This window comes from Microbacterium sediminicola (genome assembly GCF_039531125.1).
Taxonomy (GTDB): Bacteria; Actinomycetota; Actinomycetes; order Actinomycetales; family Microbacteriaceae; genus Microbacterium; species Microbacterium sediminicola.
In genome coordinates, this window is the sequence record NZ_BAAAPL010000001.1 from 583,746 (window position 1) to 599,224 (window position 15,479).

The following is a 15,479-nucleotide window of genomic DNA, read 5'->3' on the forward strand; positions in this document are numbered from 1 at the left end:
GTCTCTCACCCTGCAAGTGTCGTGAGGGACGTGATCGTCTCACGACAGTCGCGCGCCGGGCTGATCGCTCGCTAGAGCGGGGTCGGAGCGGCTCGGGTACCCTGGAGGGACGAGAGGGAGTATCCCGTTCTTGCGCGTTCGTCATCACGGGCTCACAGCCCCGGGCGTGCACCGCTGCGGCGGGGGAGAGACTTTCGGCATCTTCCGTGCCCCTCACCGTGAAAGGCCCACCTTTGGACCTGTCCCTTCCGCTGTGGTTCGAGATCGGCTCGCTCGTCGTGCTGACGCTGATCCTCGCCGCTGACCTGCTGCTGATCCTCAAGCGCCCCCACATCCCCTCGACCCGGGAATCGACCCTGTGGGTCGTGTTCTACGTCGTGCTCGCGCTGATCTTCGCGGGTCTCATGTGGGTTTTCGCCGGCGGGGAGTACGCCGGGCAGTTCATCGCCGGATGGCTGACCGAGTACAGCCTGTCGATCGACAACCTCTTCGTCTTCGTGCTGATCATGAGCCAGTTCGCCGTGCCGCGCCGCTACCAGCAGGAAGTGCTGATGGTCGGCATCATCATCGCGCTCGTCCTGCGACTGATCTTCATCCTTCTCGGGGCGACCGTCATCGAGCACTTCAGCTGGGTGTTCTACATCTTCGGGGCGTTCTTGGTGTGGACCGCGTATCGGCAGGCGTTCCCGGGCGGCGACCACGAGAGCGAGGTCAAGAAGGAGAACTTCCTCGTCAGACTGCTGCGTCGCGGGATCGACATCGCGGATCACTACGACGGAGCGAAGCTGCGCACGATGGTCGATGGCAAGAAGATGTTCACCCCGATGGTGATCGTCTTCGTCACGATCGGCGTGACCGACCTCGTCTTCGCTATCGACTCGATCCCCGCGATCTTCGGCATCACACAGAGCGCGTTCATCGTCTTCACGGCGAATATCTTCGCCCTGATGGGACTGCGCCAGCTCTACTTCCTGCTCGGCGATCTGCTGGACCGCCTCCGCTACCTGCACTATGGCATCGCGTTCATCCTGGCCTTCATCGGCGTCAAGCTCGTGCTGCACGCCATGCACGTGAACGAACTGCCCTTCATCAACGGCGGGGAGCCGATCGAGTGGGCTCCGGAGATCTCGACCCTGATGTCGCTGGCGGTGATCGTGGTGTCGATGACCGTCGCCACGGTTGCGAGTCTCATCGCCTCCGCCCGCGAACGCCGCACCCCCGTCGAATAGCCCCGCGGGCCTCCCGCCGAGTCGGTGGGGCTCGGCTTGGCGCTCCCCTCGAATGACCCGGTGGTAGCCTGGGCAGGTGCGGATCGCTCGTCTTCTCCTTAGCGGCCGCGGCGAGTCCTAACCTCAGGCCACACTCGTCGCGGAGTTCGTCGCGGGCCCTAACCCACAACTCTCGGAACGAAAAGAGCAATGAGCGCACCCATCTCCGACGTCGTCGTCCCTGATCGGCCCCGCACCCTGGCAGAGAAGGTCTGGGATGACCACCTCGTCGTCAAGGGCGAGAACGGCCAGCCCGACCTCATCTACATCGACCTGCACCTGCTCCATGAAGTCACCAGCCCGCAGGCGTTCGACGGCTTGCGTGCCGAGGGGCGGCCGCTGCGTCGCGTGGATCTCACGATCGCAACGGAGGACCACAACACGCCGACCCTCGACATCGACAAGCCGATCGCCGACCTCACCAGTCGCACGCAGATCGAGACGCTGCGCCACAACGCCGACGAGTTCGGCGTGCGCATCCACTCCCTCGGCGACAAAGAGCAGGGCATCGTCCACGTCGTCGGGCCGCAGCTGGGGCTGACGATGCCGGGCATCACCGTTGTATGCGGCGACTCGCATACATCCACTCACGGCGCGTTCGGCGCGATGGCCTTCGGCATCGGTACCAGCGAGGTCGAGCACGTCATGGCCACGCAGACGCTGCCGCTCAAGCCCTTCAAGACGATGGCGATCACCGTCGAGGGCGACCTCAAGCCCGGCGTGACCGCGAAGGACATCATCCTCGCCGTCATCGCGAAGATCGGCACGAACGGCGGCCAGGGCTACGTCCTCGAGTACCGCGGCTCCGCCATCCGCGCCCTCTCGATGGAGGGCCGGATGACGATCTGCAACATGTCGATCGAAGCCGGCGCCCGGGCGGGCATGGTCGCGCCGGACGACACCACCTTCGCGTACCTCGAGGGCCGTCCCCACGCCCCGCAGGGGGCGGACTGGGACGAGGCCGTCGCGTACTGGCGGACCCTCCCGACCGACGAGGGTGCGGTGTTCGACGCCGAGGTGTACATCGACGCGAACGAGCTGGAGCCCTTCGTCACGTGGGGCACCAATCCCGGCCAGGGCGTATCCCTCAGCGATGTCGTCCCCGACCCGACGTCCTTCGAGAACGCGAACGAACGCGCCGCCGCCGAGCGCGCGCTGGAGTACATGGACCTCGAAGCCGGAACTCCTTTGAAGGAGGTTCCGGTGGATGCCGTGTTCATGGGCTCGTGCACGAACAGCCGCATCGAGGACCTGCGCGCGTTCGCCTCGATCATCGAGGGGCGCACGAAGGCGGAGGGTGTGCGTGTGATGGTCGTTCCGGGCTCTGCGCGGGTCAGGCTCGAGGCCGAGGCCGAGGGCCTGGACAAGATCTTCACCGACTTCGGTGCCGAGTGGCGATTCGCCGGCTGCTCGATGTGCCTCGGCATGAACCCCGATCAGCTGGCACCGGGGGAGCGCTGTGCGTCGACCTCCAACCGCAACTTCGAGGGGCGGCAGGGCAAGGGCGGCCGTACCCACCTCGTCTCGCCCCTGGTCGCCGCGGCGACAGCCGTGCGCGGCACGCTCTCGAGTCCGAGCGACCTCGAGCCGCTGCGAGAGCCCGCGCTGACACCTGGATCGGAGGCCTGAGATGGAGAAGTTCACCACCCACACCGGTGTCGTCGCGCCGCTGAAGCGCTCCGCGGTCGACACCGACCAGATCATCCCGGCCGTCTACCTCAAGCGGGTCACGAAGACCGGTTTCGAGGATGCGCTGTTCGCCAGCTGGCGTCAGGACCCGGACTTCGTCCTCAACCAGGACGTGTTCTCCGGTGCGACGATCCTCGTCGCCGGTCCCGACTTCGGCACGGGCTCCAGCCGGGAGCACGCCGTCTGGGCGCTGCGTGACTACGGCTTCCGCGTCGTCCTCAGCCCCCGCTTCGCCGACATCTTCCGCGGCAACGCCGGTAAGCAGGGCCTCCTTGCCGGCGTCATCAGTGAGGAGGACCGTCAGGCGATCTGGGACACGGTGGATGCCGATCCCGGTGTGCAGATGACGGTCGACCTCGAGCAGCGAATCGCCACGATCGGCGATCTCCGGGTCCCGTTCGAGATCGACGATTACACTAGGTGGCGGCTTCTGGAAGGGCTCGACGACATCGGCCTGACCCTCCGGAACGAAGAGGCGATCGCGCAATTCGAAGCGCGCCGCGCCGCATGGAGGCCCCGGACCCTTCCGGTCCGATAGCCGCGATCCGGCATCGGCCCTTCTCCCTCGACACGCAAATGAGGTTCCCTGGATGACGACACTCCTGAGCGGCGGCGCCGCATCCGCCCCTACGCCGGGCGGATCGTCGGAGACGATCCTGGTCCGCGGTGGACGTCCGCTCATCGGAAATGTCACCGTCACCGGCGCCAAGAACCTCGCGACCAAGGCGATGGTGGCGTCGCTCCTCGGGGACACGCCCAGCACGCTGCGCGATGTCCCCGAGATCAGCGACGCGCAGGTCGTCAGGTCACTGCTCGAGGTGCACGGCGTTCGCGTCACCGACGGCGCAGAGCCGGGATCCCTGATCCTCGATCCCTCGGCGGCCGTCTCGGCCCACATGGAGGAGATCGACGCGCACGCGGGCGCCTCCCGCATCCCGATCCTGTTCTGCGGGCCGCTGCTGCATCTGCTGGGCGAGGCGTTCATCCCGGACCTCGGCGGGTGCCGCATCGGTGACCGGCCGATCAACTTCCATCTCGATGCGCTGCGGGAGTTCGGTGCAGTCGTGGAGAAGCTCCCCAGCGGCATCCGGCTCTCGGCTCCCGAGGGGCTGCATGGGGCGAACATCGAGCTTCCCTATCCGAGCGTCGGAGCGACCGAGCAAGTGCTGTTGACCGCTGTGCGTGCCCGGGGCGTCACGGAGCTTCGGGGAGCCGCGATCGAGCCCGAGATCATGGATCTGATCGCTGTTCTGCAGAAGATGGGTGCGATCATCTCGTACGAGCCCAACCGGGTCATCTTCATCGAGGGTGTCGACACCCTGCAGGGCTATGACCACCGGTGCATCTTCGATCGCAACGAAGCCGCCTCGTGGGCGTGTGCGGCGTTGGCCACCGACGGCGACATCTTCGTCAAGGGCGCCAAGCAGCAGGAGATGCTCACCTTCCTCAACGTCTACCGCAAGGTGGGCGGCTGGTTCGACGTACGCGAGGACGGCATCCGGTTCCGCCGCGGTGGCGACCTGAAGCCCGTCACCGTCGAGACGGACGTGCACCCCGGCTTCATGACCGACTGGCAGCAGCCGCTGATCGTCGCGCTCACCCAGGCGCACGGCCGGTCCGTCGTCCACGAGACCGTCTACGAGAACCGCTTCGGCTTCACCGACGCCCTCAACAAGATGGGTGCCGACATCGTCGTGCACCATGAGGGTCTGGAGGCCGAGTACCGACGCGTTCCCCGTCGGGAGCTCGAGCAGGCCGCGGTCATCTCCGGCCCGACGGCGCTGCACGGTGCGGATGTCGTGGTGCCGGACCTTCGCGGTGGCTACAGCCATCTCATCGCGGCGTTGACCGCCGACGGCGAGTCGACGGTGCGCAATGTCGGTATCCTCAGCCGCGGGTACGAGCGCCTGTTTACCAAGCTCGCTGACCTCGGCGCCGACTTCGACATTCTCGACTGAGCGATGGGGTCCGGCAGACTGCGCGCGTCGCGGGAGAAGACGCGCCCCAGCATCTTCTGGCCGCTCGCGGTGATCGTCGTGCCCCTCCTCGCTGTCCTCGTGAAGGTGGAGCTGCGCGACGCGCACAAGCTGCCCCGTGAAGGCGCGTACGTGCTCGCCCCCAACCACATGAGCGAGATCGACCCGGTGATCGTCGCGCGCGCGGTGTGGGGAATGGGGCGAGCTCCTCGTTTCATGGCGAAAGAGAGCCTGTTTCGTGTGCCGGTCCTCGGCTGGGTGCTGCGCGCGACGGGGATGATCCCGGTCGCGCGTTCATCCTCTGCCAGCGCGGCCAAGCAGACCATCACGCAGGCCGAGCAGCTGGTCGAACACGGTCACGGTGTCATCGTCTATCCCGAGGGTACGCTGACGCGGGACCCCGATCTGTGGCCCATGCGCGGCAAGACCGGGGCCGTGAGGCTCGCGCTTGCCGGTGACATCCCGCTGATCCCGGTTGCGCACTGGGGTGTGCAGCGGGTGCTGCCGCGCTACGGCAAGCTGAGCCTGTGGCCGTTGCGCAAGCGTGTGGTCGTGCTCGTGGGCGACCCTATCGACCTCAGCGAGTTCGCGGGACACAAGAAGGAGGCCTCGGCACTGAACGCCGCGACCGATCTGGTCATGGCGCGCATCTCGCAGCTGCAGGGCGTCCTGCGCGACCAGGAGCCACCGGCACACCGCTGGGATCCGAGCGCGCACGGGCAGAAGGAGACGGGCCGCCTTGAGTCGTAGGGAAGAGGCCGCCCGTCCTCGGGTCACGGTCGTCGGCTCCGGGAGCTGGGGAACGACGTTCGGCAAGATCCTCGCCGATGGTGGGGCGCGCGTGACGATGTGGGCGCGGCGACCCGAACTCGCGCTGGAGATCAGCGAGGCCAAGCGCAACAGCCGCTATCTGCCGGGCATCAACCTGCCTCGTCAGATGACGGCGACCGCTTCGCTCGAGGAGGCGCTGGCGGGTGCCGAGCAGATCTATCTTTCGGTTCCGAGCCAGGCGCTGCGCGAGAATCTCGCGACGATCCGCCCGCTCGTCGCGGGCAGCGACGTTCCGCTGGTCTCGCTCATGAAGGGCGTCGAGCGCGAGAGCGGTCTGCGGATGAGTCAGGTCATCGAGCAGGAGCTCGACTGCGATCCGATGCGCATCGCGGTCGCGTCGGGTCCGAACCTGGCGCTGGAGATCGCGAAAGAACAGCCGACGGCGGCCGTCATCGCCTCGCAGAGCCAGGAGACGGCGGATGCCGTCGCCCGACGAGCCCGGAATCTCTACTTCCGTTCCTTCGTGAACACCGACGTGATCGGAACCGAGTTCGGCGGCGTGCTCAAGAACCTCATCGCGGTGGCGATCGGCATCGTGGACGGCGTGGGATACGGCGAGAACACGAAGGCGTCGATCATCACCCGGGGACTGGTCGAGATGACCGACTTCGCCGTCGCTCAGGGAGCTCACCCCGAGACGTTGCAGGGACTGGCGGGCTTGGGAGATCTCATCGCGACCTGTCAGTCGCCGCTGAGTCGAAACAATACGGCGGGGCGGCTGCTCGGGCAGGGATTCAGCTTCCAGGATGTCGTGAAGCAGATGCAGCAGACCGCGGAGGGTCTCGCGTCGGTCGCGCCCATCCTGACCCTCGCGCGCGAGTCGGGCGTGGGGATGCCGATCGTGGAGCAGGTCAAGATGGTGCTGGATGGCGCGATGAACCCGAAGGACATCGCTCCGCATCTGACCACTGACGACGACACACCCCAGGGGGAGAGGACCCAGAATGGCTCAGGCGACGGTGGCGGTGCTTTTTGGCGGTCGTTCCAGCGAGCACTCGATCAGCTCCGTCACGGCGGGCGGGGTGCTCCGGGCGCTTGACCGCGAGCGCTTCCGGGTGATTCCCATCGGCATCACCCGCGAGGGGATCTTCGTGCTCGAGGCCGACGATCCCGACAAGTTCGCCCTGGATGCCGCGCACCTTCCCGACGTCGTCGACAACGGCACGCGCGTGCTCTGGCCCGAAGGCGGCGCGGACCGGACCGTGCGGGTTCGTCTCGCCGACGGGGAGATCCAGCAGCTGGGCGAGGTCGACGTGGTCCTGCCGATCCTCCACGGTGTGCACGGCGAGGACGGGACCGTGCAGGGCTTCTTCGACACGCTCGGCATCCCCTACGCCGGCGGTGGCGTGCTCGACTCCGCCCTGTGCATGGACAAGCACTTCATGAAGATCGTGCTGCAGGCATCCGGTGTCACGGTCGCCCCGTGGGTCACCGTCACGCGCGCAGAGTGGGCGGCCAACCGTGCGCTTGTTCGCGAGCGGGCTGAGGCCATCGGCGTGCCGAGCTTCGTCAAGCCTGCACGCGCCGGCTCGAGCGTCGGTGTCTCGAAGGTGCACGACTGGAACGAGTTCGACGCGGCCGTGGAAGCGGCACTCGTCGAGGATGACAAGGCCCTGATCGAGACGGCGATCGTCGGGCGCGAGGTCGAGGTCGCCGTGCTCGAGGGCCGCGGCGGCGACGGTGCGCGTGCCTCGCTGCCGGGCGAGATCGTGCTGACCACGCGTGAGTTCTACGACTTCGAGGGAAAGTACCTCGGCGGCGACGGCGCCGAGGTGGTGTGTCCCGCGCACCTCAGCGCGAGCGAGATCGCGGCGCTCCAGTCGCAGGCCGTCCGCGCCTTCGATGCGGTCGGTGGCCGCGGACTCGCCCGCGTCGACTTCTTCCTGACCGACGGCGGCATCTTCGTCAACGAGCTGAACACCATGCCGGGCTTCACGCCGATCTCGATGTTCCCGAAGTGCTGGATCGCGAGCGGCATGACCTACGCCGAGCTGATCAGTGAATTGATCGACACCGCTCTCGAGCGCAGCTGATCAGGCCGCCGGAACGTCCTCCGTGCACTGCAGCCCGTTGATCGGAATCGTGGTGACCATGATGCCCGACAACGTGTCCAGAACCTCGGCGCTGGCAACGCGTTCGCTGTCGAGGTAGATCTCGACGGCGGGGTCGGTGCCGAAGGAGGTGATCCGGTAGTAGGGGGCTTCGCTGTCATCCACGATCCAGTCCACGCCGCCGAAGGACTGACACGGCAGTGTCGTCGGGCCGGGGACGTCGACGCCGCAGGAGACGATGATCGCTGTCGGATCCCCCCAGGCCCCGGTCGCCTGGGCGTCGGTCCACTGTCGCGGCTGGCCGTCCAGCTGCTGCGGGAATCGCACCGTGACATCCGCGCAATAGGGGTTGTTCGCGTCCGGCGCGGGCTGAAGGGACACCGTCTGCGTGCACGCGGCCAGGGTGAGGGCGCCGACGGTGAGGAGCAGGGCCAGGATCGACCGTCGTGCGCGCGGCATTGCTCCAGGCTACCTCCGCGATAGCGTGGGACGATGCACGATCCGATCGTCGGGGACCTGTCCGAGGCCGAGGTCCTCGCAACGATCACCCGGAGTCTCGGCGCCTCACGGGCACTGGTGGGACCCGGTGACGACGCTGCTGTGATCGCCGCTCCCGACGCGCGGGTCGTCGCCACCGTCGACACACTCGTTCATGGCCCCGATTTCCGACTCGCCTGGTCCAGTGGCTACGACCTCGGCTGGAAGTCCGCGGCGGTCAATCTCTCGGATGTCGCCTCGATGGGTGCCCGGCCGACGGCGCTCTTGGTGGCGCTGGCGATGCCCGATGCGACCAGGCTGTCGTTCGTCGCCGACCTCGCGCGGGGACTGCGCGACGCCTGCGCCATGCTGGCTCCCGGATGCGACGTCGAGGGCGGTGACCTGACGGTATCGGACACGCTCACGATCGCCGTGACTGCGCTGGGCTCGCTCGATGGACGCGCGCCGCTGCTCCGTTCGGGGGCGAGGGTCGGTGACGTCGTGGCCGTATGCGGCGATCTCGGGGGAGCGGGGCGCGGCCTCGCGCTGCTGTTCGACAGATTCCGAGACGAGGACGGCAACCCCGTCCCGGTGCGTCCCGAGGAGCTGACGATCGAGGAGAGCCGCGACCTCGCGACGCAGCTGCGGCCGAGACCGCCGGTCGATCGTGGTCCGCGCGCGGCGGATGCCGGAGCGACGGCGATGATGGATGTCTCCGACGGTCTCGTCCGGGACGCTCAACGGATGGCTCAGGCCTCAGGTGTCACGATCGATCTGCGCAGCGACGCGCTCGGTTCCGATCCCCGGACCGCGCTCGTGGGCGGAGAGGACCATGCGCTCTTGGCCACCTTCCCGTCGACGACCCCCCTCCCGGACGACTTTCGCGCGATCGGCACGGTCATCGCGCAGACGGATGCCCCGGTGCGGGTCGACGGGCAGGTGTTCGACGGGCGCGGCGGCTGGGACCCGTACCGCGATTGGGACGCGACGCTGGGCTGAGCGGGTCACTCAGCAGACAGCAGCCACCACAGGGTCGTGTCACCGTAGCGGCGCTCTCGTTCGAGCACGAGGCCGGACGGAAGTACGGGAACCCCTGAGCGGGTCGCTCGTTCGACGATCACGATGCCTTCGGGTGCGAGCCGCTCGGCGACGAGGGTCAGCGTGTCGGCGAGCTCCGTCTCGGCGAGGTCGTAGGGGGGATCGAGGAAGACGAGGTCGAACGACGTCCGCGTGGACGCCAGGAACGCATCGGCCGCGGCACGATGGGGGCGGAGCCGCCCCGGCCCGATCGCGCGTTCGACCCGGCGGATGTTGCGTTCGATCACAGCCACGGCCCGGGGTGCCTTCTCCACGAGATCCGCCGATGCGGCGCCGCGGCTGACCGCTTCGATCCCGAGCGCACCGGAGCCGGCGTAGAGATCGAGCACGGCGAGGTCGTCGAGCCCCCTCGTCTCCAGAGACCCGAACAGCGACTCTCTGACCCGATCGCTCGTGGGACGCGTGCCGGATCCGGGAACCTCGAGGGGGAGGGAGCCTGCCGCGCCCGCGATGATCCTGGTCACCTCCCCACCATAGAACGTGCGTCGGCGGCGCTCCCTAGACTCGTTCCATGCCCGCCTTCACGCTTGCGACGCGCCTGGACGGCGCGCTGGGGGCGAAGGCCGCCAAGGCCCTGCTCCGCGCGTTCGGCATGCTGACCGTCGGCGATCTGCTCGAGCACTATCCGCGGCGGTATGCCAGACGGGGGGAGCTGACCCAGATTTCGACCCTGCCGCTCGGTGAGCCGGTGACGATCGTCGCCGAAGTCCGACGCGCTTCGGAGCGGCGCATGCGCGGTCGGGCGGGCTCGCTCGTGGAGGTGGTCATCAGCGATGGCAACGGCGAGCTCACCCTCACGTTCTTCAACCAGCGCTGGCGGATCGATCAGCTCACGCCCGGACGCCGTGGCGTTTTCGCGGGCAAGGTGAGCGAGTATCGCGGCACGTTGCAGCTGGCGCATCCCGACTACGAACTGTTCGAAGACACCGCTACGGCGCTGATGACGGCCGAGGCGAAGGCGAATCTCCCGATCCCGATCTATCCGGCGACGTCGGCCCTGGCCAGCTGGAAGATCACGCAGCTGATCGCGATGGTGCTGGACGGGCTGGGTGAGCTCGACGATCCGTTGCCGGTCGAGGTGCGTGAGGACCGGCGTCTGCTCGACATCCGGACCGCCCTGGAGCGTGTGCATCGTCCGGACTTCATCGAGCAGGTTGGCCCGGCCGTCGAGACGCTCAGGTGGCACGAGGCATTCGTGCTGCAGGCCGCACTGCTGCAGCAGCGACAGTTCGTACGCGCCATGTCCGCCACCCCGCGGCCCGCCGGCGAGATCCTCACGCGCTTTGATGCGTCCCTTCCCTTTGAGCGCACTCCCGATCAAGTGCTCGTGGGCGATGAGATCGCGCGCGACCTCATCGGCAGCTGGCCGATGAATCGCCTCGTGCAGGGCGAGGTCGGCTCGGGCAAGACGCTCGTGGCGCTGCGCGCAATGCTCCAGGTGGCACAGAGCGGCGGGCAGGCCGCGCTCATCGCACCCACCGAGGTTCTGGCCGGTCAGCACCTGCGGTCGATTGCGCGGATGCTCGGGCCCGATCTGGCCGCGCAGATCTTCCCGACGCTGCTGACCGGTCAGCTCACCGCCGCCGAGCGCAAGCGCGCCGCATTGCGCGTGGCATCCGGGCAGTCGCTGATCGTGGTGGGCACCCACGCGCTGCTGAGCCCGTCCACGACATTCGCCGATCTCGCGCTCGTGGTGATCGACGAGCAGCATCGGTTCGGGGTCGAGCAGCGCGAGGCACTGCGCGCGAAGGGCACGAGTCCGCATGCCCTCGTACTCACGGCGACGCCGATTCCGCGCACGGTCGCGATGACCGTGTTCGGCGACCTCGACGTTTCGACGATCCGCACGATGCCGACCGGAAGGGCCGGCATCGAGTCCTTCGTCGCGCCGCTGGCGGAGCGTCCGGCCTGGTTCGCGCGGGTCTGGGACCGTGTGGCCGAAGAGGTGGCGCAGGGACGGCAGGCCTTCGTGGTCTGTCCCGCGATCGACGCCGCAGACCCGGCCACCGCGGTGTCGGAGGATCCCGATGTGCCAGAACCGCTCGGCGAGGCGGCGGGCGAGGACGCGACGCCCCGTCGCCCGCGTTGGGGCGTCGTGCAGGTCGATGAATTGCTGGCCGCGCATGAGAAGTTCACCGGCCTTCGACGTGCGGTGCTGCACGGGCGGCTGCCCGCTGAGGAGAAGGATGCCATCATGCAGGCCTTCGCCCGCGGGGATATCGACGTGCTGATCGCGACGACCGTGATCGAAGTCGGTGTCGATGTACCGAACGCCTCGACGATGGTGATCCTGGATGCCGATCGTTTCGGTGTCTCGCAGCTTCACCAGCTCCGTGGTCGCGTCGGGCGGGGAAGCGTGCCGGGACTGTGCCTGCTCGTGACCGAGTCGCACTCCGGCACGACAGGCCGGGCGCGCGTCGAGGCGGTCGCGGCCACACTCGACGGGTTCGCCCTGGCCGAGGCCGACCTGGACCTTCGCGGTGAGGGTGACGTTCTGGGTGCGGCCCAGTCCGGCGTGCGTTCATCGCTGCGTCTGCTGCGCGTTGTCAAGGATGCCGACCTGATCGGCGAGGCGCGCTCCGCGGCCGAGAAGATCCTGATCGGCGATCCGGCACTGCTGCAGCATCGTGCGCTGGCCGCCGAGATCGACAGGCGCGTGACCTCCGGCGATCGGGCAGCGCTCGCGAAGAACTGATCCGCCAGGTCGATAGGGTGGAGACATGAACAGTCGGATCGCTGTCGTTCCGGGTTCCTTCGACCCACCGACCCTGGGTCACCTGGATGTCATCCAGCGTGCCGCGAAGCTCTACGACCAGTTGCACGTCGTCGTGGTCCACAACCCGGGCAAGGAGGCGATGCTGCCGTTGGCGCAACGCCTCGCCCTGCTCGAGCAGTCGATCGACGAGTGCGATCTCGACACCGAGGTCGTGGTCGCCTCATGGAGTGTGGGTCTGCTCGTCGACTACGTGCGCGACGTCGGAGCGGGCGTGCTGGTGAAGGGGATCCGCTCGCAGGCGGATGTCGTGTACGAGATCCCGATGGCTGTGGTCAACCGGGACCTCGCCGGCATCGAGACGGTGTTCTTGCTGCCCAATCCCGCGCACACCATGGTCTCGAGTTCGCTCGTCCGTCAGGTCTCGGCGCTCGGTGGCGATGTCTCGCCGTACGTCCCGCCGGCAGTCGCGCGCTTCCTCGACACCGGTGGTCACGACCTCTGATCAGCAGTGAGCGTCGCGGGTAGCATGGATCCCCGTGAGCACACGCATCTCCGGTCCGTTCGTCTTCCCCGTTCGCGACATCACCCACCGTCCGGGTGAGATGCGCGAATTCTCGATCGACGTCCCGGCCCCCGAGAAGTGGGGAGAGGGGATGGTCGCCATCGAGAAGGGCTCGGAGATCGGCCTGGACGTCCGTCTCGAGAGCGTCCACGAGGGGATTCTCGTCACCGGTGACGCCGACACCGAGTACGTGGGGGAGTGTGGGCGCTGCCTCACCGACATCCGGGAGCGTGTCCGCGTCGCGTTCCAAGAGCTTTTCGCGTATCCTGGTGGAGAAGCAACTGACTTCGACGTTCAAGACGACCACGTGGATCTTGAAAATCTGGTCAGGGATGCGATTGTCCTGTCGCTTCCGTTTCAGCCGGTGTGTCAGCCGGATTGCCCCGGCCTTGATCCGGCTACGGGCGAGCGTTTGACCACGAGCACCGGCGTGCTGAGCAGCGAACCCATCGATCCGCGGTGGGCGGCGTTGCAGGACTACACCCCAGACCACGGCGCTGAAGACTCACCCGCGTGAGTGTGCGCCGAGATACGACAGAGAAGAGCTGAACCATGGCAGGTAACCCCCCGAAGCGCAAGGTCTCGCGTTCGAACACCCGCTCGCGCCGCGCGCAGTGGAAGGCCGAGGCCCCCACGCTCGTCAAGACCGTCGAGAACGGCAAGGTCGTCTACAGCCGTCCTCACCAGGCCAAGGTCGTCACCGACTCGCAGGGCACCGAGCTGTTCCTGGAGTACAAGGGCCGCAAGGTCGCCGACGTCTGAGACCCGTCTCACACGTGACACCTCGCGGGCCTGAAGAGCTCGCGCAGAAGCTCGAGGTCGATTTCGACCTCGAGCTTCTCGCACTCGCACTGACACATCGTTCCTGGGCGTACGAGAACGGTGGTGTTGCCCACAACGAACGGCTGGAATTCCTCGGCGACTCGATCCTCGGCCAAGCGGTGACGGTTCGCCTGTTCCGGGAAAATCCCGATCTCGACGAGGGCTCGCTGGCCAAGCGACGCGCGGCGGTGGTGTCCACCGTCGCCCTCGCCGAGGTCGCCCGTGGGATCGGCCTGGGAGAGTATGTCCGTCTCGGTCGGGGTGAAGACCAGACCGGCGGGCGCGACAAGGACTCAATCCTCGCCGATACGACCGAGGCGGTCATCGGTGCGGCATTCCTGTCTGCCGGCCCCGAAGCGGCCACGGCCTTCGTCCTGCGGCTCGTCGATCCGCTGCTGGCCGATTCTGAGCGCTACGGGGCGGCGATCGATCCCAAGACGAGCCTGCAGGAGCTCGCTGCGCGCCTCGGCGAGACCCCGCCGGCGTACGAAGTGACCGCCAGCGGCCCCGACCACGACCGACGGTTCGTCGCGACCGTGCGAGTCGGCGAGCACACCTCGACCGGCGAAGGCACGAGCAAGAAGCAGGCGGAGATGGCAGCCGCGCTCGATGCGTGGCGCTCGCTGACGGCGCGTGCCTGAGCTGCCCGAGGTCGAGGTCGTCCGCGCCGGCCTCACGCCCGCCGTCACCGGCGCAACCGTCCAGGCGGTCACCATCGCGGATGCCCGTGCACTGACGCGTCATGTCGCGGGCGCCGCAGACTTCGAGCGCGCGCTGACGGGACGGGTTCTGGAGCAGCCGGCGCGGCGCGGGAAGTTCCTGTGGATCCCGCTGGGTGTGGAGGCCGCCGAGAGTCGGCCGCGCGCGCTGATCGGGCACCTGGGCATGAGCGGACAGCTGCTGCTCCGTCAGTCGGGTGCGCCCGAGGTGCGTCATGAACGCGTCCGCCTCGACATCCACCACTCGGTGCACGGCGAACTGGCGGTGGTGTTCGTCGATCAGCGCACTTTCGGCTCTCTCGCCGTCGACACCCTCGTCCCGACGCCGGACGGCGCTGCAGCCGGATGGGGGACCTCCCGCGCGGAGCTGCCCTCACAGGTGGCCCACATCGCGCGCGACCCGCTCGATGCCGCGTTCCCCGACGCAGCGTTCCGCGCCGCAGTGGCGCGCAAGGACTCCGCCATCAAGCGCGTCCTACTCGATCAGACGGTGATCAGCGGTGTGGGCAACATCTACGCCGATGAAGCGCTGTGGGCCGCCCGCGTGCACCCGGAGACACCCGCGCGGGCGTTGTCGACGCGGACGGTGAATCGCCTCCTCGCGAAGATCCGCGCGGTCATGGCGCGTGCCCTCGCCGAGGGTGGCACGAGTTTCGATGCGCAGTACGTGAACGTCAACGGCCAGTCGGGATACTTCTCCAGGTCGCTCAATGTCTACGGACGTGGGGGCGCCCCGTGTCCGCGGTGCGGGACGCCCCTGGTCCGAGTGGCATTCACAAATCGATCCAGCCACTTCTGCCGCCGATGCCAGCGGCGCCTCACCGTGCGTTGAGGTGCCAGTCGGCGAGCGCCTCGATCTGGCGTTGACGACAGGCGCGTGCCTCCTGCGCTTCGTAGTGTCGCCGCAGGTGCTGTCGCTCTCGGGCGGCATTGCGACGGAGATGCCGCTCCAGCAGCCACAGAGTCAGGCGCAGGCTGAGTCGTTCGGCGAGAGTGAGATGTCGATGGATGGTCGGATCGATCGAGATGATCGATTGCGGTTCGAGTGCGATGTTCATGAGAAACCTTGACGGTCGAGGATGACGAAGGCGCACTCCTCGCACCAGGGGAGGAGTGTCGAACGGTGCGATGCGGTGGCACCGTACTGCGGGGTCCGGACATCGTCCGGATGCCGAGTCAGCGGATCTCGGCGGGCTCTACCTGGCGTCAGGCGACGGCGGGAGCGGCGGTGATCGGGGTCAGCGCAACGTCGCGACGTCGCGGGGTCATC

General features: G+C 67.7%; 17 protein-coding genes. 14 read left to right on the forward strand and 3 right to left on the reverse strand.

What is annotated here, in order from left to right:
• Positions 1–239: 239 nt before the first annotated feature.
• From ABD206_RS02590 to ABD206_RS02620, 7 genes are all read left to right on the forward strand, one after another.
• Complete coding sequence (locus ABD206_RS02590) at positions 240–1,229, forward strand: TerC/Alx family metal homeostasis membrane protein (protein ID WP_344071386.1); 990 nt, start codon at positions 240–242, stop codon at positions 1,227–1,229.
• A 189-nt stretch (positions 1,230–1,418) separates the two neighbouring features.
• Entirely contained in the window at positions 1,419–2,897 is a 1,479-nt protein-coding gene (leuC, locus tag ABD206_RS02595; RefSeq protein ID WP_344068835.1) for a 3-isopropylmalate dehydratase large subunit, read from the forward strand.
• 1 nt (position 2,898) lies between these two features.
• Positions 2,899–3,495 carry a 3-isopropylmalate dehydratase small subunit gene (leuD, locus tag ABD206_RS02600; protein ID WP_344068838.1) on the forward strand — a complete coding sequence of 199 codons (597 nt, stop codon included), beginning with the start codon at positions 2,899–2,901 and terminating at the stop codon, positions 3,493–3,495.
• A gap of 52 nt (positions 3,496–3,547) precedes the next feature.
• Positions 3,548–4,915: a UDP-N-acetylglucosamine 1-carboxyvinyltransferase gene (gene murA / locus ABD206_RS02605; protein WP_344068841.1), complete on the forward strand. Its 1,368-nt coding sequence runs from the start codon at positions 3,548–3,550 to the stop codon at positions 4,913–4,915.
• A gap of 3 nt (positions 4,916–4,918) precedes the next feature.
• The gene (locus tag ABD206_RS02610) at positions 4,919–5,683 is read left to right on the forward strand and encodes a lysophospholipid acyltransferase family protein (protein ID WP_344068843.1); all 765 of its coding nucleotides are present in this window, start codon (positions 4,919–4,921) and stop codon (positions 5,681–5,683) included.
• Positions 5,673–6,803, forward strand: coding sequence for an NAD(P)H-dependent glycerol-3-phosphate dehydrogenase (locus ABD206_RS02615; protein WP_344068845.1), 1,131 nt, complete (start codon positions 5,673–5,675; stop codon positions 6,801–6,803). The genes ABD206_RS02610 and ABD206_RS02615 overlap by 11 nt, the downstream gene beginning before the upstream one ends.
• Positions 6,709–7,797 carry a D-alanine--D-alanine ligase family protein gene (locus ABD206_RS02620; protein WP_344068849.1) on the forward strand — a complete coding sequence of 363 codons (1,089 nt, stop codon included), beginning with the start codon at positions 6,709–6,711 and terminating at the stop codon, positions 7,795–7,797. The genes ABD206_RS02615 and ABD206_RS02620 overlap by 95 nt, the downstream gene beginning before the upstream one ends.
• On the opposite strand, the gene ABD206_RS02625 is transcribed toward ABD206_RS02620, so the two are convergent.
• Positions 7,798–8,274, reverse strand: coding sequence for a DUF3515 family protein (locus ABD206_RS02625; protein WP_344068855.1), 477 nt, complete (start codon positions 8,272–8,274; stop codon positions 7,798–7,800).
• A 33-nt stretch (positions 8,275–8,307) separates the two neighbouring features.
• On the opposite strand from ABD206_RS02625, the gene thiL reads away from it, so the two are divergent.
• Complete coding sequence (gene thiL, locus ABD206_RS02630; RefSeq protein WP_344068857.1) at positions 8,308–9,291, forward strand: thiamine-phosphate kinase; 984 nt, start codon at positions 8,308–8,310, stop codon at positions 9,289–9,291.
• A gap of 5 nt (positions 9,292–9,296) precedes the next feature.
• Here the strand turns inward: thiL and rsmD are convergent, their stop codons facing one another.
• Entirely contained in the window at positions 9,297–9,854 is a 558-nt protein-coding gene (gene rsmD / locus ABD206_RS02635; protein WP_344068860.1) for a 16S rRNA (guanine(966)-N(2))-methyltransferase RsmD, read from the reverse strand.
• A 47-nt stretch (positions 9,855–9,901) separates the two neighbouring features.
• On the opposite strand from rsmD, the gene ABD206_RS02640 reads away from it, so the two are divergent.
• Genes ABD206_RS02640 through mutM form a run of 6 tightly spaced genes read left to right on the forward strand, consistent with a single transcriptional unit; the run spans position 9,902 to position 15,041 of the window.
• Positions 9,902–12,085 carry an ATP-dependent DNA helicase RecG gene (locus ABD206_RS02640; RefSeq protein WP_344068863.1) on the forward strand — a complete coding sequence of 728 codons (2,184 nt, stop codon included), beginning with the start codon at positions 9,902–9,904 and terminating at the stop codon, positions 12,083–12,085.
• Positions 12,086–12,110: 25 nt separating this feature from the next.
• Positions 12,111–12,608 (forward strand): pantetheine-phosphate adenylyltransferase, encoded by a 498-nt coding sequence (gene coaD, locus ABD206_RS02645; RefSeq protein ID WP_344068866.1) that lies wholly within the window; start codon positions 12,111–12,113, stop codon positions 12,606–12,608.
• Positions 12,609–12,654: 46 nt separating this feature from the next.
• Positions 12,655–13,185: a YceD family protein gene (locus ABD206_RS02650; RefSeq protein ID WP_344071388.1), complete on the forward strand. Its 531-nt coding sequence runs from the start codon at positions 12,655–12,657 to the stop codon at positions 13,183–13,185.
• 35 nt (positions 13,186–13,220) lie between these two features.
• Entirely contained in the window at positions 13,221–13,430 is a 210-nt protein-coding gene (gene rpmF, locus ABD206_RS02655; protein WP_127818873.1) for a 50S ribosomal protein L32, read from the forward strand.
• Between the two features lie 14 nt (positions 13,431–13,444).
• Positions 13,445–14,131: a ribonuclease III gene (gene rnc / locus ABD206_RS02660; protein ID WP_344068871.1), complete on the forward strand. Its 687-nt coding sequence runs from the start codon at positions 13,445–13,447 to the stop codon at positions 14,129–14,131.
• Positions 14,124–15,041, forward strand: a complete 918-nt coding sequence (gene mutM / locus ABD206_RS02665; RefSeq protein ID WP_344068874.1) for a bifunctional DNA-formamidopyrimidine glycosylase/DNA-(apurinic or apyrimidinic site) lyase — start codon at positions 14,124–14,126, stop codon at positions 15,039–15,041. The genes rnc and mutM overlap by 8 nt, the downstream gene beginning before the upstream one ends.
• On the opposite strand, the gene ABD206_RS02670 is transcribed toward mutM, so the two are convergent.
• Positions 15,028–15,267: a hypothetical protein gene (locus ABD206_RS02670; protein ID WP_344068877.1), complete on the reverse strand. Its 240-nt coding sequence runs from the start codon at positions 15,265–15,267 to the stop codon at positions 15,028–15,030. The two genes, mutM and ABD206_RS02670, sit on opposite strands and share 14 nt — an antisense overlap.
• Between the last annotated feature and the right edge of the window lie 212 nt (positions 15,268–15,479).